Source organism: Ruegeria sp. CG4 (assembly GCF_056537185.1).
The window spans coordinates 22057-39031 of the sequence record NZ_JBQFRB010000016.1 but is presented as its reverse complement, the minus strand read 5'-3'; the positions used below and the strand labels follow the sequence as shown (position 1 = coordinate 39031).

20 protein-coding genes and 1 tRNA gene are annotated in these 16975 nt (G+C 52.0%); 6 read left to right on the top strand and 15 right to left on the bottom strand.

The features are described 5' to 3' along the window. Nucleotides 1-293 precede the first annotated feature (293 nt). Complete coding sequence (locus ACR0J2_RS23700; protein ID WP_170328727.1) at nucleotides 294-500, top strand: cold-shock protein; 207 nt, start codon at nucleotides 294-296, stop codon at nucleotides 498-500. A gap of 72 nt (nucleotides 501-572) precedes the next feature. After that, entirely contained in the window at nucleotides 573-1586 is a 1014-nt protein-coding gene (locus ACR0J2_RS23695; protein WP_170806681.1) for a fatty acid desaturase, read from the top strand. Here ACR0J2_RS23695 and ACR0J2_RS23690 read toward each other — a convergent pair. The 6 genes from ACR0J2_RS23690 to ACR0J2_RS23665 all read right to left on the bottom strand — a co-directional run bounded on the left by ACR0J2_RS23690 (nucleotide 1578) and on the right by ACR0J2_RS23665 (nucleotide 5516). Beyond that, nucleotides 1578-1826 carry a ParB N-terminal domain-containing protein gene (locus ACR0J2_RS23690; protein WP_170613977.1) on the bottom strand — a complete coding sequence of 83 codons (249 nt, stop codon included), beginning with the start codon at nucleotides 1824-1826 and terminating at the stop codon, nucleotides 1578-1580. The genes ACR0J2_RS23695 and ACR0J2_RS23690 overlap by 9 nt on opposite strands. 74 nt (nucleotides 1827-1900) lie before the next feature. Next, nucleotides 1901-2590: a hypothetical protein gene (locus tag ACR0J2_RS23685; RefSeq protein WP_170613978.1), complete on the bottom strand. Its 690-nt coding sequence runs from the start codon at nucleotides 2588-2590 to the stop codon at nucleotides 1901-1903. Continuing rightward, the gene (locus tag ACR0J2_RS23680; RefSeq protein ID WP_170613979.1) at nucleotides 2590-2727 is read right to left on the bottom strand and encodes a hypothetical protein; all 138 of its coding nucleotides are present in this window, start codon (nucleotides 2725-2727) and stop codon (nucleotides 2590-2592) included. The genes ACR0J2_RS23685 and ACR0J2_RS23680 overlap by 1 nt, the downstream gene beginning before the upstream one ends. Nucleotides 2728-4204: 1477 nt before the next feature. Continuing rightward, nucleotides 4205-4477, bottom strand: a complete 273-nt coding sequence (locus ACR0J2_RS23675) for a helix-turn-helix domain-containing protein (RefSeq protein WP_170613980.1) — start codon at nucleotides 4475-4477, stop codon at nucleotides 4205-4207. Between the two features lie 71 nt (nucleotides 4478-4548). Then, nucleotides 4549-4947 carry a helix-turn-helix domain-containing protein gene (locus ACR0J2_RS23670; protein WP_170613981.1) on the bottom strand — a complete coding sequence of 133 codons (399 nt, stop codon included), beginning with the start codon at nucleotides 4945-4947 and terminating at the stop codon, nucleotides 4549-4551. Nucleotides 4948-4985: 38 nt separating this feature from the next. Further along, nucleotides 4986-5516 carry a GNAT family N-acetyltransferase gene (locus ACR0J2_RS23665; RefSeq protein ID WP_170613982.1) on the bottom strand — a complete coding sequence of 177 codons (531 nt, stop codon included), beginning with the start codon at nucleotides 5514-5516 and terminating at the stop codon, nucleotides 4986-4988. 209 nt (nucleotides 5517-5725) lie between these two features. Here ACR0J2_RS23665 and ACR0J2_RS23660 point away from each other — a divergent pair, with 209 nt between their 5' ends. Further along, entirely contained in the window at nucleotides 5726-6202 is a 477-nt protein-coding gene (locus ACR0J2_RS23660; RefSeq protein WP_170613983.1) for a MarR family transcriptional regulator, read from the top strand. Between the two features lie 711 nt (nucleotides 6203-6913). Here the strand turns inward: ACR0J2_RS23660 and ACR0J2_RS23655 are convergent. From ACR0J2_RS23655 to ACR0J2_RS23630, 6 genes are all read right to left on the bottom strand, one after another. Beyond that, nucleotides 6914-7510, bottom strand: coding sequence for a hypothetical protein (locus ACR0J2_RS23655; RefSeq protein WP_480814075.1), 597 nt, complete (start codon nucleotides 7508-7510; stop codon nucleotides 6914-6916). A gap of 195 nt (nucleotides 7511-7705) precedes the next feature. Further along, nucleotides 7706-8017, bottom strand: a complete 312-nt coding sequence (locus ACR0J2_RS23650) for a hypothetical protein (protein WP_170334771.1) — start codon at nucleotides 8015-8017, stop codon at nucleotides 7706-7708. 144 nt (nucleotides 8018-8161) lie between these two features. Further along, nucleotides 8162-8326 carry a hypothetical protein gene (locus ACR0J2_RS23645; protein WP_170334772.1) on the bottom strand — a complete coding sequence of 55 codons (165 nt, stop codon included), beginning with the start codon at nucleotides 8324-8326 and terminating at the stop codon, nucleotides 8162-8164. Next, complete coding sequence (locus ACR0J2_RS23640; protein ID WP_480814074.1) at nucleotides 8319-9377, bottom strand: hypothetical protein; 1059 nt, start codon at nucleotides 9375-9377, stop codon at nucleotides 8319-8321. The genes ACR0J2_RS23645 and ACR0J2_RS23640 overlap by 8 nt, the downstream gene beginning before the upstream one ends. Further along, nucleotides 9370-9531: a hypothetical protein gene (locus tag ACR0J2_RS23635; RefSeq protein ID WP_170517544.1), complete on the bottom strand. Its 162-nt coding sequence runs from the start codon at nucleotides 9529-9531 to the stop codon at nucleotides 9370-9372. The genes ACR0J2_RS23640 and ACR0J2_RS23635 overlap by 8 nt, the downstream gene beginning before the upstream one ends. Nucleotides 9532-9550: 19 nt before the next feature. Then, nucleotides 9551-9644 (bottom strand) — tRNA-OTHER (locus ACR0J2_RS23630). A 465-nt stretch (nucleotides 9645-10109) separates the two neighbouring features. On the opposite strand from ACR0J2_RS23630, the gene ACR0J2_RS23625 reads away from it, so the two are divergent. Next, nucleotides 10110-11084: an adenylate/guanylate cyclase domain-containing protein gene (locus ACR0J2_RS23625; protein WP_480814073.1), complete on the top strand. Its 975-nt coding sequence runs from the start codon at nucleotides 10110-10112 to the stop codon at nucleotides 11082-11084. A gap of 85 nt (nucleotides 11085-11169) precedes the next feature. On the opposite strand, the gene ACR0J2_RS23620 is transcribed toward ACR0J2_RS23625, so the two are convergent. Beyond that, the gene (locus ACR0J2_RS23620) at nucleotides 11170-12621 is read right to left on the bottom strand and encodes a DUF2779 domain-containing protein (protein ID WP_480814072.1); all 1452 of its coding nucleotides are present in this window, start codon (nucleotides 12619-12621) and stop codon (nucleotides 11170-11172) included. Nucleotides 12622-12750: 129 nt separating this feature from the next. After that, complete coding sequence (locus ACR0J2_RS23615; RefSeq protein ID WP_480490771.1) at nucleotides 12751-13527, bottom strand: 2-keto-4-pentenoate hydratase; 777 nt, start codon at nucleotides 13525-13527, stop codon at nucleotides 12751-12753. A gap of 123 nt (nucleotides 13528-13650) precedes the next feature. Between ACR0J2_RS23615 and ACR0J2_RS23610 the strand changes: the two genes are divergently transcribed. Continuing rightward, nucleotides 13651-13848 (top strand): DUF3955 domain-containing protein, encoded by a 198-nt coding sequence (locus ACR0J2_RS23610; protein ID WP_170657922.1) that lies wholly within the window; start codon nucleotides 13651-13653, stop codon nucleotides 13846-13848. Nucleotides 13849-14107: 259 nt separating this feature from the next. On the opposite strand, the gene ACR0J2_RS23605 is transcribed toward ACR0J2_RS23610, so the two are convergent. Further along, a complete protein-coding gene (locus ACR0J2_RS23605) occupies nucleotides 14108-14281 on the bottom strand; it encodes a hypothetical protein (RefSeq protein ID WP_480602540.1) in 174 nt (57 codons plus the stop codon). A 574-nt stretch (nucleotides 14282-14855) separates the two neighbouring features. On the opposite strand from ACR0J2_RS23605, the gene ACR0J2_RS23600 reads away from it, so the two are divergent. Then, on the top strand, nucleotides 14856-16934 hold the full coding sequence (locus ACR0J2_RS23600) for an autotransporter family protein (protein WP_480814071.1): 2079 nt from the start codon (nucleotides 14856-14858) through the stop codon (nucleotides 16932-16934). Nucleotides 16935-16975: the final 41 nt, after the last annotated feature.

Genomic DNA, 16975 nt, shown 5'->3' with positions numbered 1-16975 from the left:
AAAGCGGTTATTGATCTTTTGTACCGCCTACCCAAGCCGCCTTCGCGTTTGGATCGCAGAGCAACAGCGTCATCTCAACTTGTCGGATTCTAAGCTAGACAGGCTCGATTTCTCTGTTGCCCTCCACCGCATCAAGACTTGTATCGTGGGTACTCGAAGTCCATATACACAAGGCTTACGTTTTTCTTTTTCGACCTGCTGTCTCCTCAATTCGGCGTTCAGTCTTTCGATTCAGACCGACCACGCCGAGTCGCCGCAATAATGCGGGCGGCAAGTATTTGGAGACTTCCACCATGGCAAATGGCACAGTAAAATGGTTCAACTCGACCAAAGGTTTTGGCTTTATCGAGCCTGAAGATGGCAAGCGCGACGTGTTCGTACATATCTCAGCAGTCGAACGTTCCGGCCTTAGCGAATTGAAAGACGGTCAGAAGGTTACTTTTGACGTCGAAGCTGGTCGTGACGGACGCGAAAGCGCCGCTAATCTGGCCCTCGCCTGACCTTTTAAGGGCACCCTTTTCGGGTGCCCTTTTGAACAATGGGCTACTATAAGCCGTCGGAGAACAAGTAACTTGCAACCCAAAGACTGGACGCGGGTGCTCGCGCAATACCGTGTTGCCGATGCGAAGCGCAGTGTTTTTGAACTTGCGATCACTGTTGTTCCCTTATTCGCGCTATGGGCCCTAGCGTGGTTTGCGTTATCTTTTAGTGTCTGGATCGCAATACTACTGGCCATCCTGAATGCCGCGTTTCTGGTCCGTATCTTCATCATCATGCATGATTGTGGTCACGGATCTTTCTTTAGAAGCCGCACCGTTTGCAATTGGACCGGCCGGGTTCTGGGTGTTCTCGCCCTGACACCCTATGACGTCTGGCGGCAAAGCCATGCGATTCACCATGCCTCAACCGGTAACCTTGATCGGCGTGGAATGGGTGACATCCCTACATTGACCACTGAAGAATACCTGAAGCGGAAGTGGTTCGGGCGTGCCGCGTATCGTTTGACCCGGAATCCCGTCTTCCTGTTCGGTGTTGCGCCGATCTATACGTTCTTTCTTCAAAACCGCTTACCTCTTGGTTTCATGCGGTCGGGCTGGCTGTACTGGGCAAGTGCGATGGGAACAAACGTCGCGATTGCAGGGATATTGGCTCTGGTTTTTCGGGCCGGAGGTTTTGAGGTGTTGGTATATGTTTTCCTGCTAACCATGATTGTCGCATCATCGATTGGTATTTGGCTTTTCTATATTCAACACCAGTTTGAGCACACGACCTGGGAAGGGGAAGAGGGGTGGAATCTTCAGAACGCCGCATTCTATGGAAGTTCTCATTATGCCCTACCAGGCATCCTTCGGTGGTTCTCTGCTAATATCGGCATACACCATGTTCACCACCTGGCCAGCCGCATACCGTTTTATCGGCTAAACGAGGTTTTGCGTGACCATTCCGAGTTGGAAAATTGCCAGCGTATTACTCTATATGAGAGCCTTCATTGCGCACGATTGCATCTTTGGGATGAAGAAAGTCAGCGCCTGCTGACATTTTCCGAGGCTTTGTCAAACGCCAATCCCAACAAGAGTTTAGTGTAATCTGGCGCGCACCAAAAAGGCGTCGACAGTATCACCGCCGAGGGCGCGAATGGCCTCTAGTCGGTGAAGGCCTTCAATCAGCACGAACCTCTTGTTGTCCGAGCGTATCTGGATCGGGGTCTTCTGGCCGTTCTTCAGAATATCTTCGGCCAGCGTCAGAACTTTTTGTTGATCAAGCGTTTTCGCCCGTTTCGCAGGAACATAGATCAGGTCGAGCGGATATGGTCTTTTTTCCAACATTAGCTACGTGGGCAACCTTTCGTGCATTTGTTCCGGTTCAGAGCTCGCTTCCAAAGCGGGGGCTGGAACGTACGTCATAGAACCGAGCGAACAGCGTCGCGCAGTTCCTGATGCATAATCCAAGTTGCTGGCTCATCGTCACTTTCGATGTGAGAAAATGCCAGGACCTGAGCGGCGCCATCATTCTGTACCGATCCGGCTTCGGGTAGGTCCAGTTCCAGATATTCTGCGATCAATAGTCCGATTTTCTTGAAAACCTTGATGGAGGCCTCGCGTGATTTGTAACCGGCTGCCTGAGACAAGTGACCAATGGTCAGACCTTCCCTACCTGCGATAGTAAGTGCTTTGAGCATTGTGACCTGCGCAGGGGTGAGCCTGATCTGGCGCAATGCCTCTGCATATTCTCTTGCACTGGGAACGAGCGTGCCGGAGTTTCCTTCCAAACGTCGTTGACCGCTACGTTTCCTGTCTCGTTCTTCGAGAATTTCTTTTAAGGCTTCAATGGCCAATGCTGGTGTTTCGCCAACTGCATCGGCAATCATTGCCTGCGTTTTAGCCGGTGGCTTGGGAAATGCGCGCGCAACGCAGTTACCACTCAGAATGCCGGCCTTAATCAAGTACTTGCCAAACTGTTCCTCAATCACACCGGCTACGTCAGCGTTCCGCGACTTACGAACACTGCGTTCCTGAAATGCTCTTTGTTCTAGGTCGCGAATTGCCGATTTTGGGTGTCGGAGGCTAACCTGAGGGGTGCTTTTACGCATCAGAGAAACACCACCACAATTATGGCCGCAACAATCACCGCCGATGCGACAAACATCTTTATGCTGTAGGACCAGCGTTGCGCCTTTTCGGCTTTGAGTATTTTACCCAGGTTTTCGTCAATCGAGTTATGGTTCACGGATTCGTCCTTCCGGATATGTCAGGAGGTATTGGTTCCCACCAACCTATTGTCGCGGCACATTTTCGGTGCACTTATCGTTCTGTCGTGTAAACGGCCGATTGCATTCCCAACCGTCACCTCTCCGATTCAAGTGAGCATTTGAAGGGACAAGGATCGCAATGCATCTGTCCCGGTTTGCGCGATAACCTCGTTTGCATTTCCATCCAGAAAAGGTTTCAGGCGCAAGATATGCATGCTGTGGAATTGCCACAGGTTCACAGCTACTCTCCGCTGCCCTGTAACCTCTGAGGCACACCCAACCATCCGCGCTGTTTTTGTCAGTCAGGCGGCCGTTGCTCGGGACATTAATCGCAACACAATCCTGATCCTCCTTACGAAATCCCCAGTTGCAGTGTATTTCTTGTACGCCAAACCTAGTTTCGACGTACCCATTTTGAGGTGAAATCACCTCTTCACACTCGTCCCCGATACGCTGGAACAACCGGTTGCACTCCCACCGATCTCCGGTTGATGCAAGATAGGCATTTTCTGGAACTCTTATTTCCTCACAAAATTCTCCTACACTCTGGAAACCATGAGTGCATTCCCAGCCACTGCCGTAGGAGCTGCCCGTCAAATATGCGTTTTCTGGTACGTCTGTTATTTGGCAGGATCCGTTCTTGTTTTCGAAACCTTCGTCACAAATCGATCCATCGGCATTGCCTGCGACTTGGGCAGGAAGCTGCGTCCCTGAGAACAACACCAAGATTGTCGGGATCAAACAAAGAATGCAGCGCGCAAACAGGATGAATGACTGATTGAAACGGAGCCTGAGACCTGATCTATCGGGCATCAAGCACGCAATTTATGAGCCATGTGTTGTTCATACGGCGCCTTCTTTCATGGGTCACGCGATGGCTGGCGCTTGTCAGGTGACAGTTGCGAATGCTAGCGAGGAACGAGCTCATAGCGAAGACCCCAGCGAAACCCGTTCCAATGCTGGGGCACATGCTACAGTTAGTCTGAAGGCCATTGGATCATCGAAGCCGGCAGCATCGCGGCGACGAATATATCTTTCCAATACACTCTTGTGGTTCCTAGCCTGTGAAGAGTCAAGGACGCACCCTCGTCACAAAGCGTGTGCTACGGAGATGTTAATTTTTGAGAGCAGTGAATGACTAGGTGGCTTAGAGAATAACTGAGAGGAAAAATTCAGCGTGATACCACCTTTGAAACGGAGCTATTGACGAACTGGCAGAAACTGAGTTCTGTGATGCTCAGTGCAGCTGCACGCACGCATTGCGCTGAAAGTCTGCTTCAAAGGCCAATTTCGGGCACTAGGGCACAATGGTGAGACAGGAATTCTGGGCACATTGATACCGCAGTGTGATCGGCCCATTGCCAAAGTAAATTTGAGTTCTGTTCCTAGCCTGACAACGAGACCAATCGTGTCCACGGCTGGCAAGCAAAACGAAGCGAACCGCACGGGTATCGTTCAAATCTGTTGTCGAAGTCGAGTAACTGTTTCTTTCGGATGGGCATCCAGTAGCGCGAGGAGCTTAAACGCAGGTCCTCCGGGGCGGCGGGCTCCGTTCTCCCACAGTTTGTAACCGAGCTCGCTCATCCCGATAAGTTCGGCCATTTCCGCCACGGTCAATCCGGCCTTTTCGCGGACTTCAAGCGGTGTAGCCACGGGCTCGGAATTGGTGTCCGAACGGGCGCCTTGCGCCGGATCAACGGACACAAGGCTGGGATCCGGTCCTGTCATCATCTGCTCCCTGTTATTGTCGTTTGAGGCATGGCCATAGGTCATGCCTGAAGTTCGCATTTGCGCAGATGTCAAAGTCTGGCGCGCAGGCGTTTTTCAACAGTGCTCAGCCTGCGGGTGGTCTGAGTCATATCCGTCCGGAGGCTCCGAATTTCATCAAGGATGCCTTGAATATCCTCCGATCCGGAAGTGGTATCGGTTGGTTCAAGCACACCTTCCCCCTCACCGCTCAGAAGCCAAACCAGAGAGACCCCAAGAATGCCGGACATCATCTGCGCCTTGTTTGCACGTGGCTCGGCACGGTCTTCTTCCCATCCCTGTACGGTCTTCAGTTTGACGCCCAGGCGACTGGCAAGCTTCTTTTGCGAGTATCCAACGGCTTCGCGCGCGGCGACGATCCGGTCGCCCAGAGTTGCCGCTTCATCACCGTAGTATGAGGTGTCGTTTGATATAGTCGTGGCTACGTTCATTCTGCTCTCTCACTTTGGTTGAAAATGTTGTGGCGCGGTCAGGCCGCGAGTTCGCTACGATCCGCAAGACGGATCGTCACAAGATTGCTGTTTTCATGACGGCGATATGGGGTCAGCGCCTGCGTGATGAAGGGTTGGATATCCATCCGGGACCGCTGCCACCGCGCAAACCTGCGGAACAAAGCCCAGGTGCACTCGTCGCTGGACGTAATCACAGTCTGAACACGGGTGACATCGGTGCAGACGTCCCGACGCATCACCTGCCCCAGCATCAGCGACGCAAGACCCTTGTCCGCCTCACCCTCTGAAACGCCGACCCGCCAGATAAACAGGGTTTCCGGGTCATATGGCAGAACATAAGCCAGTATCGCGCCGACCAGGTCTCCATCCAGTTCTGCAATAACCGAGAATTCTTTGTAGTCATCAAACGCCGCCAGTTCACCAAGCAGATCACCAATAGCTTGCTGATCCCCGGTACTGGCCAGCAAAGACACAGCTGCACCGTCTTCCGGCAAAGGGGGACGCAAAACCGGAATAGGTTGTTCGAACAACTCCAAAGAATGCTGCATGTACTGCTCCATCAATAAACTTTGATTAGCTAAGTAACACAGCGGCATCAAAACTTCAAAAGGCGAAGCAAAATTCTACCGAAACGTCATAAATATAGCTATTTTTGCGATATTTTAATTTGCAAGGCTAATTATATTGCGCTCCGTTAACGCTTGAGCAATCAATACAATTTTGACAATCTCACTCCATTCGAATGCGGAGTAGATACATGGATCGTATCGACAGCAGCCTTGTCGCCCTGCGCCGAATCCTGCGCGCCACCGAGATGTCCGGCCGGGAACTGGCGCAATCCGCCGGGCTGACCGCGGTCCAGCTTCGTGTGCTGCAAGTGATTGGCGAGACCGGGCAAACCACGGCCAAAGCAATTTCAATGCGTATGCATGTCAGCCAGGCCACTGTCACAGCGCTGGTGGACAAGCTGGCTTCGGGCGGCATGGTTGTGCGCGAGAAATCCATGACCGACCGACGGCAGACCAATATCCTGATCACGGATCAAGGGCGGCAAACTCTTGAGGACGCCCCTGATCCCCTGCAACAGCTCTATGTGCAACGGTTCAAGCAGATGGAGGACTGGGAGCAGGCAATGCTTGTTGCCGCGCTCGAAAGGGTTGCAACGATGCTGGACGCCGAAGATCTTCAGGCCGGCGCGATCCTGACAACTGGCGATTTGAACAAGACGGAATAATGGGCCGGATTTACCGACCCCTTCGCGTACCTTTTTGTTGAGGCTTTTATCAAGAAAGGATTTGGCGGCCCGAACGGACCCGTCGTCTACTTGGTCGATCTTTCATTGCCACATATTCATTGCGCGCTAGCGGCCAATCCCTACTTTTAGAACGACAGCTCCGCTTTGGGCTGCCTCCAGTCGTAGATGTAATGGCGCGAACGGCGACACTAAGACCGATTGGCTCATGAGACAGAGCGAGGAAAAGATTGGCTTCTTAAATTCTGGACAAAAATGCGGCTCGGATAGTTTGCTTCATAGCGTCTAGGGGCAAATCCGAATTATGCATGACCGTACAAGAGCGGCGTGGGAGGATGGATATGATGACAAACAATTGACCTCGTTGGTCGAGCATATGATGGATGCCTGATGCCATCGGGCGCTTATGTCAAAATTTGTTGTTCGACTTGGACATGCAATACACAGCAAAGTTGCTTAAATGGTATTGCTAAGTTTCGTCGCCAATGTCCGCTTCGGGCTGGTTGCGGTCAACCATGCTCATAGTAGAGACTGGTGGTACATAGTTCCGCAGAGCAGTGCTGGGGAAATGCTTATCCGTGGCGCTTTGGTTCCTAGCAGGAGAGGCGCTTAGAAGAAGCACGCACTACTACGACGACAGTCGCCATAGACTTCTTATGTCAAATATTGGTTAAGGGCGGCAGGTACGCTGTACTAGCGGTCTGGGTCTGTATCGAGTTTGCCCCAGAGATCATCAACCATATCTGAGAAGCCATCATTCGAGGCCTCCTTGGGCAGTAGACCAGCTCTTCGCCGGCGTTCGACCTCGGCCATTAGTTCTTCCTCTGTGGCTGTCTCAACCACATCACATCGAAGAGCTTCAATCTCGTCCGCTGTCCACGACTCAAATTTGTCTGCGTAGAAGCCTAGGGAATACGGCTCGTCATCAGAAATCTGCTTGATCACAGCATTCCAATCTTCGCTCTGGTTCGATTCCTTTTCGACCCTCTCATCTAGTTCGCGGATAGACTTGCGGATCATCGGCAGCAGCTCTGCCTCAACGCTTTCTTCGCCCGCGCCGGTCCCCGCAAGCCAAAGGTCTGCGATCTTGCGGACGAGCGCCCAGACCGTCTGACTTCGAGGGTGGCCTTCAATCTGGCCGCCCAGACCTTTTTCTTGAATGCCCAGCTGTTCAGCGGCCCGTTCGTTCATTCGAATATTGTAATCAGACACGTCCGCGAGTTCTGAATCGTTCTCAGCCACAGCTCGGGCGACCTCTTGATCACCAACATAGACAACCACCTTCAACATCCCACTACCTCTTCCTTCGCCGGTTCATCACTCGGTCCAGGTGGCTGTAGTCTAGATCTCGCATTATCCTTTGAACTCGCTCTGGATCGACTTCGCGATCTTTTCCAGCAGTGTGGACGATGTGTCTGACGTAGATCGTCAACGCGACAATGATCACGGCGGATAAGATCAAGCTGATAGGCTCCGCCCGCATCACTAAGTCTTCTTCCTTGGGTCTTCGATCCCGAGGTCGTCGAACACGTTGCCGCTACCATCAGTGATCTCGACATCATCGTCGTCAGTCACTAGACCCCAGGTGTTCTCTTTGACCCATTCATCCCGCCATTTGGGCGCGTCGGCCGGACGCTGTGCAAAATCGGCGATTTGCTCGAAAATCATTTTGCGCAATGCAAGCCAGACGTCCGGACCCTCTTTGCGACGAGCTTGCAACTCTGCGATCAAGTCATTTAGAGGAACATCCTGTAACGGGCGCCCGAAGATATCTTCTTCTGAAAAATCATCTATCATCGCTCAACATCCTCGACACTGATCGATAAAACTAAGATCTTGTTTGGTTTTACGGTGATCTGTTTTCCTTCAATCTCTCGAAGTTGGCCGTTCACCGAAGTCTCGCAGATTACGAAAATTGGGATTTCCTCTTCTGTAGTCATGTCACTCATCTGGCTTACCCTTCGGATCAGGCACCTTTCGCGACCGGATCTCATCCGAGGTAATCGGCTTGGTTAGTTTTGCTCGACCGGCCGCAATTTCAGCCTCCCGAAGTCTAAGCAAACGCAAGGTTTGTTCATCCAGCTCAACGTCGTCGTCATCACCCATCAGACTTCTCCCGAGTACAGTAACAGTGAGAACAGAGTACTTGAGACCCGTCGGCTGTCCGAACGATGTCACCAACGCGGCCACACTCTTCACACGTCACACCGCATCGAAATTCCATCCAGACAGCGTACTCCTGAATGAGATCGTGGTATCGACTGAAACCGATGCAAATCTTGCCATCCTGGCCTTTCTTAATGTCCGAAATCTGAATAGTTCCAGGGTCCAGTGCCCTGAAGTCCTGACTGAAGGAAAGCTTGTGGAGTGCTTGCGAAATCAAGACGAGCCAGCCCTTTCCGACAGCAGGAACAAGATATGTGCAATCCCGAGAAACGAGGTCTGGATAGTTTTCCACAATGTCCAGCTTCAGGCTGTCGGGCCAGGATTCTTCGGCGCCCTCAAATCGCCGCCGCAGAGCATCGTTGTAGCACCAGCTGCAAAGTGTCGTCACATACCCAAGGATGTTCTGGCGTTGGGCAGAATTAGAACAACCTTCACAAGTTTGCTCAATCTGATCGACACGCCATTGAATCTCTTCACTCGTAGCCTGGTTGCAGCCCGGGCCCTCATAGACGCGCAAGCCTCCCCATTTCTGTTTGATCTGAACGATGGACGGGCGTTCATCGCCAAACAGCTCGGGCTGCTCGTCGATCAACCTCTTCACTTTCTCAAGTGCAAGCGTAAGCTGCTCCGCCCACCCGGCACGATGCTCACCAAGCTGCTTAAAGACGCTTCCATGAATATCATTCCAGTCGACAACACTGCTCATCACTGACCTCCGGGCCCGCGCCTCATTGAGATCGTGTAAAACCTCCGCCATAGCAGTCATCATACGGTCGACCACTTCGAGGTCATCACACTCGACGTACAGACCCTCGGTCGACCATGTGACGTCAGAGACGTGCGGAGCTGGGTAGTTGTGCGCCATCACCAACCGCATCTCCTCGCTGTACCAGACGTCAAAAGATCGGAGATCATCTGGCGCTCCATGGTCCTCGATCACACCTCGGACCTTTTCCCGGAATTCCTTCCAGCTCTTTTCGACATCATCCATCAGTCACATTCTCCAGAACTTGGTCTTGTTGAGATGGAAGACCCCTCTCGAGATCTGGCAAGCCAGACCAGCCTTCGGGTGTGCGTCCGAGGCTCTCCTCGACCGATTGTTTGATGTCTTTGAAATCAATTGCGTTCGTGACGTCGCCCGCCATGTCGGACACCTCCTGAGGATGGTAGGAGGCGTCGGAATCGAACCGACTCGTGCACTCTAATCTGGAGCAATTACAAGGATATAAGCCTCGCCCGCATACCAATGCTGCCTCCCACGGATTTCGCGTGGGTTATCGACCTCAGGCCGATATTCGATGGCAGTGGATGCGTGTGTACGTCATGACCGCAAGCTGAACCAGTTCGCATAGCCATGTCAAGACGGCGCTTGCTGCACTTCGAGTTTCACCGCGTAGTTCTGGGAACCTTCTAGCTTAGCGTGTGCCCGATACACTCATGCATCTTATTTTGCGGGTCAGTACAGCGTCGAGTAGCTCTCCGACAGCGAAACGATTCGATACCCTGTGATCCGGACTCGAACTCAGAAACTCCGTCGATAGTTCGCTCTGAACCGACGTGCGTCTTTTGATCTGCGTCTTATGCGCTCCGTTCTGGAGAAATACAAAAGTCTTGATCTGACCAAACCTCAGCGGCAGCATTGACCTGCAACTTTCGAAAAATGGAGATCCCGGTTGCAAGACCTTGTAAGCCTCATTCCATTTAGCGTCTCGAGTCATTTGTGATGACACGTTCCTCACCTGAGCTGCTGGCGGTTTCGAGGCGTTGGTATGAAATACTCAGAACCAAGAAGAATACTGACGAGTTGCAGGATTTTCTGTCGAAAGCAGATGAACTACGGTTCGTTGGGACAGGAGAAGGTGAGTTTTGGAGCGGGCAAGCAGTTCGCGATGGGGTTAGCGGCTTTTTCGCGGAGATCCCGGCACCCGTCGTTTTCGAAGAAGTTGAAGCTGAGGCCTTCGAAAACGGAGAGACGGGATGGTCATCCTTCGTCCACAAGATTCAGTTTGTCGGCTTTGATGAAGCCGTCTTTTACCGCACCGTTCTGATTTTTGTCCTGGAGGGAGCAGCCTGGAAGATCATCAATCGCCACGCTTCAGTGCCAACTCCAAATATTGAACTCGTGGGTAAAGAGCAGCTGGCCATCCAAAAACTGGTTGATGCTGCGCGCGAAGATGGACCCGAGCTGATCCAAACCGAAGGTTTGGCTTCGGTACTTTTCACTGATGTGGAGGGCAGCACAACGTTGGCGGAGGCGTTGGGCGATCAGCGTTGGTCGGTGCTGATCGAAAACCACTTCCAAGTCTTGGCGGCGATCATTGAAAAGTATCATGGCCAGTTCGTGAAATCCCTTGGAGATGGAACGTTGTCCGTCTTTCCGTCCGCGAAAGAAGCACTAGCGGCCGCTATCAAGATTCAGGGGGCCATTGCATCGGCATCCGCAGAGCCATCTTTCGGTGTTCGGATTGGGATTCATACTGGTGATGTCGTGCAATCTCGTGGAGATTTTTTCGGTACGGTGGTCAATAAAGCGTCACGCATAACGACCGTTGGTGCGGCGGGCGAGATACTTGTTTCAGATGCGACTCGCGCCATGGTCGGAGGACGAACCGATTTCTCTTTTTCTGAAATAGAACCCAGACTCCTGAAAGGTCTACGCGGTCACCACGTTTTGTATCGGCTGGATTGGCAAGATTAAGTCTTGGGGGCGCCGTAACTCCGGCAAATCGCCTAGTCTCGTAGGGTAGCAGCACCGCCAGTTGTTTTGAGGTTCGCGGCACACCTCACATCGCCAGCAATTCCCGATGAATTTCGACCATCGCCCAGGTGTCGCGCGTGCAATACGCCACAAGACCAGAATAGACCTTCTCGCGCGCTGGATCATCCGGTTCGGTCAGTGTTACGTCCTTCCAAAGGCGAGACGCGCTCGCCCCCTCTTTGATGTCCAGATCATCGTATGAAAGTTCTGGCAAAAACGCTGGAAGAACGGCCTTGATAGAGGCGCTTCCCTTAAACGCGGGATCGTTGATCACTTCATCCGCAAACGGCTTCATAAGATCTACAACGCGGGCGTTTAGGCCTTCCAAGAACTCTGCATGCTCTGGATAAGTTTCCGCCATTTCCGTATTGCGCGATTTCTCGAACACAGCATACCAAACCACTACAGAGCCAACGTTTCCTATGTCCTCACGAAGCCTTTTCAGCAAGGCTGGCATTGGGTTACTGGCGTCTCGGTGGAGATACTCCCTGTGCTCAATTTCTCCGCCAGGCTCATGCTGGATATGCAAGGAATACTGGAAAGCCACTTGCTGATAGGGACGCGTTCCGTCCCAGGGTGGCAGCAAACTCTGAGACGTCTCGTAGTCAAAATAGTGAACCGGATAGACAATCTCGCTCAGAAACCTGCTTAACTCCTGATGATCGATTGTGCGTTCACCGTTCGCCACTGCTCTCAAGTAGCGCTGTGTCGACTTGCCTAACACAGATGGATCACTGATCTCGTCAATCTTTGTGATCCCGTCTGAGATGAGTTCCGAGGCTTTTTCCGCATTCATGAACGGAAGGCGGTGGATACTGTCATGCGCGAGAGGTGGGTCGAGTTTTTCGCGGATCTCCAGCCATTCACCATAGGATTTAAGGCGCGCACGTTCGGGGGACGGATCAGGCATCGTTCCGCTGGCAACGACGCTCAATGCCTGATCGATACGCGTGCGTGTTTTTTCGAGCTGCTCAGTCACCGCATCCGTGATGTCAGTGATGCTGACAAGCTCTTGCGGATTGATTTCGCCGTTTCTGACGTAATCACGGTTCACATGTGCCACTTCGCAGCGCGCAATGGGGAACCCCGCTGCCTCAAGTACGACACGCTGGAATGCGAGATCAAAAGTGTGTTCGGGCTTTGCAGATGTCCCGCTCTTGATCTCTGTCAGAACGTACCCATCGTCACTGCGGCTCACGATGTCGGAGATGCAAGTTATGGTTCCATCTTCATAGCGTCCCTGCGCCACGGCGTTTGCACCGTTTCTCCAAGCCTCCAAAGTACGCGCGGGCAGAGCCTGGTATTCTGAAAAATCTGAAAAACCGAGGCGAACGAGATCACCAAATAGCTCCTCAGCATATGGCTCAAACGCGTGCCCCTCGTCAAAACGCGCTTGCAATGAAGGGTCAATCGGCGGCAGCAGATGCCTGGCGTGTTTCTTGATCCATAGCCAGGCGGGGTGCCTGAGAAACATCATGTAATCTGATTTGGATAGCATCGTATAATTTGCATTCCAGAATTGATGAAATCAGTGGAAGACTATCGCGCCCAGCTATTGAGAGTAACTTTTCTTTGGTGAAGTAGGCGTCACAACTCTATTACAGCCTCATGTAAATCGCACCGACAGCTCGGTGTCCATGACACCACCAAAGCCCGCTGACCATTGTTCGCCCGGAAACACTGGCCATGCGTCTGTCAAAGTACCAGTTGTGACTAGCTCGCCTCCTTGAAGCCGGTCGGCGTCTGAGAGCAGAGAAACAAGATGAGCCAGGACTTCAATTGGGCCACCGAGCGCGTTTTCACCCTTGCCGGACTCGATAGCCTCGGTGCCCTTGAACAATGCTAGAGGCACTTCGGCCAAGCCGGTCAAGACATCATGCGTCGCCGCGATTTTGTCGCCAAGAACAAGGCAGCCGTGCAATCCTTGTGCTGCGATTGAGTCTTCGACCGAGAATTTCCAGTTGGGATAAATCGATTGAACAATTTCAAATCCTGGAGCAACCCACTCTACGCAACCTGCCAATTGCTCATTGTTCATTTCAGCCGTCGGCGTATAGCCAAGACCAAGTACGATTTCTGGCTCGATTCTCGGTTCTGAATACCTTGCCAAGTTTACCGGCTGATCAGTCGAAAACAGCCCATCTGCGTGGACCTCTCCCCAAATGGGTTGATCTACATCGTAAACAGGCCAAATCGCGCGGTTCGTGAAGCCGACCTTCCGGCCAACTCTCTTTTTGCCCTGTAGCTCTCGGACGCGACTTGCAATCGAATAAGCGTCATCCAGAGTCAGCGGTACTGCATCTGAAGACAGTTTAGTTATCTGCTGAGCAGAGGTCAGGGCATCAGCGATTGTTTTAGCGTTAGCTTCAATATCTCTTGTCATATTCGCATTATACGCGCCGACGGCTGGATTGCGATGCAATCAAGGTATTGAAGAATTAGGTTCCTCAATGCACAGGTATGAAAAACGATGCTAACTATTGGTCCATTCCCTAGGAGACCTGACATGACCAAACTTCGCCTTTTTGGTATCGTCATCCTTTTCCTTGCAGCACTAAGTGGGCTTTCAGAGCATCTGTTTTATGGCGGTGTCGACCCAAACGGCGTTCTGCAAGAAAGCTTCTTTTTGCCGCTGACTTTCATTCTCGCAGCAATTGGCATCGTTGTGCTCGTAGCTTCTTTGTTCCAATCGCGGCGTGACTGAGACGCGTCCGTCAGTTAGAACGCTGTTCCAAAACGCAAATCGGGTAATCTCCAGGATGGCGACCTCCGCCCAAGTCTAGGCAGGCCTCCTAATATTGGTAACGTTCGACCGCACGTCCCGCTAGGAACATGCATAACCCCACCGTCAATACGGTGAGCGCCAACAGTATCTTCGTACTCCGTGTCATTGCTCAGTTTATTGTTTCATTCTCTTGGTGTCAGTCAACCAGCTTTCAGATATTGTCGAAAATTGGCAAACTCTAAAACTCAAACTTCAAATTGGTTTCGTCGAGTTTCTGAATAAGGAACGCGCCCTCGATCAGATCAATCTCGGTCCAGAAGTTTTGGCCTACTAGCTTGAAAAGGTGCGTATCGGCAGAGCGGTGAGCATCTGCATTGATCTTAGCTATCGACTCCGAAATCCAATGATCCATGCCTATACTCAATGGCGCTGTTCAGCGCCCGTCAAGCTCGGGAAAATCGTTTCAAGGCTTGACCTTTTGCGACTGCTTCTACGCAAAGGTGGGTATGGTCGGAATGCAAAACCCGGCTTGTCTTGCCTCGCAGTAATTGCACGAGCAGGTCTGCATTGGGCAGACCTTCCCGTGTTGTGAGTTTGCTCATATGCCACAACAAAAAATCCAAAAAGATAAACTTTGTTTTTCCAGTCCTAAGTTGAGGTAGCTTCGCTTGTACCGCGAGAGGAGAAAGTTGGTGACAAACAATAGGCCGTTCCCACTAAGTCGAATTGCTCAGCTCATCACTCTGGCGAATATCTCATTCGTAATTTTGGCTTATTTGATGTCGCCAACCAAAGTACAAGCCCAAAGCTCACAGGCCTGCGTAGAATTGGGGTCTCCTCGAATAGAGTATGCTTCTGGATCTGAAAGCACTCGCGTTAATCAAACAATCTCAACGACGGAACGCACGTGTCTCCCGATCCCAAACGGACCCATTACAGGACTTACAATTGGAAATTCCTCAATTACGTCCTCAGGTGAAATTGAGTTGTATGTTCCGGGCCAAAATACCGTCCCAAGCAATGCTTCTGTGTTAACTCTTCTGAATGTTGATGTCGCGGCGGGTAGCGGAGACTTTGTATCCCGGGAAGCGTTGGCAACAAACATCAACGGGAAGCTCAGAGTGAACCTCATTGGAACTTCGATTGGTTCCGGCAGATCAATGACGTTCGCTCCCTTCAACGGCGCGAATATCGACCCCACTGAAGTCTACTTCCAGTCAGACCGACCGTTAACGTACGACAACCTTACTGTTATGGGTGCTACTGAAGTGGTTTTTGGGGCCTACTATATTCAGACGCGGGTTGCTGAGGCTTCTGATTTCACACTGACGAACAGTTCGATTTCTTCAACCAGTGACATGGCGATAGCGGCAGGCACGACCGTTCGGCTCGATGCAGCAAGCAGTTTGAACACCGTAAACTTTGAGAATTTTGGCACGCTGGCCGGAACGGGAACCGTGAACGCATTCAACTTCACAGTTAAGAACGGAGGGGTGCTTTCGCCGGGCTTTTCAATTGGTACGCTTAACAATAGTGGCGGTATCGCCTTTGAAACTGGGTCAAGGATCTTAAGTGAAGTCGATCCGACGGCCGGTCAGAAAGCCGATTTGGTGTCATCCAGCGGGCCCGTTATAGGGATTAACCGCGCCACTATACAAGTCGAAGCCGCTCGTCCCGGCCTGACTACGCAGGACTATGCTGCTGGCAACGACTACACGGTTTTTCAAGCCTCGAGTTTCGATGGAAACTCCCCAACTCTTGTTGCCGGAGGATCATTGCCCGCCCTATCCAGTCTGAGTATCTCAAACACGCCAACCGCGGACGGTAGAATTGATATTGCGTTTTCGACCCTCCCTGTCTCGAGCTTACCGCAGCATCCAGCAGTTGTTGGATCTCCCAATGCAAGCAACCTTGCTGGAGCGGTGGCCAACACCACAAACACGTCACCTGGAACCAACCTGACCAACGGCTCTACCCTGGGTAATACCGTTAACACGCTCACCAATTCAGGTTTAGCTGGGTTTAATCGTGTGCACGCAGAACCCTATTCCTCCAATTTGACCGTTGGGTTGGAGCAACTTGACCTGATAACCAACACAGTGCTGAGCCACGCTGACTGCCGCAAGTATCAAGCGGTTGGCTTCAGCAACGCGGATCAACCCGTTGCAGCAGGCGACATCGACTCGGCCCAGAGCCCTAGTGGCGCAATAGACTGCTCTGATCGGCGCTGGTGGATCGACACGGCCTATGTGAGCGGGGACGTTGATGGAAGCAATGGCCTTGGGACATTCGACTATTCGCTGGGCACCATTTTGGTCGGAGCGGATGTCGCAAGCACCGATAGAGGTGTGGTAGGCGTGTACGCAGGTTTTGGGACATCCTCCATGGATGAACACGATCAAGTCAATCAGGACTTTTCGACCGACAGCTATCATGTGGGCGTCTATGGGCGTACAACAACCGGAACTTGGGAGTTCTCCGGACTGATCGGTTACATGTTCGGTGAAACCGACGCCAAGCGGAATAACCCTTCTGTTGATGGCTTTACCGGAGGCGAGGCAAAGTCCGATTTGGACCAAGAGGGAATCCACGCCGGTATCCAGGCACGGAAGTTGTTTAACCTGGACAGCGGTGCAAGGGTTTCTACGGTTTTTGGATTGAACTACGGGCGTATTCAACAAGGTTCAGGCACAGAGACTGGCGGTGGTGACTTCAACTACTCAATTGAAAAAGCGGATGCAGAGTCTCTGGTCGCTTCCATTGGGTTTGACTACCAACGGGACTTCTTGACAGAGAATGGTTTGCTAACACCAATCGCCTTTGCCCGGTATGAATATGACTTCTTTGCCAACAAAGACAGTGAGCACGAAATCACTGTAACAAGCCCGATATTTGGCACGTTCACGCAAGTCGGTCAAAACCGAGGAGCAAATGGCTTCGTTCTTGGCCTGGGGCTAGGGTATCAGATCTCTGATCTGGCCAGACTAACGGCAGGATATGGCTATTCAGTTCGCTCCAACGGCCAAGAGCATGGCCTCGGTGCAAACTTAAGTGTTCGGTTCTGATTAGGGCGCACCAACGAAGAGGAGTAGTAATCTAGCTGCAA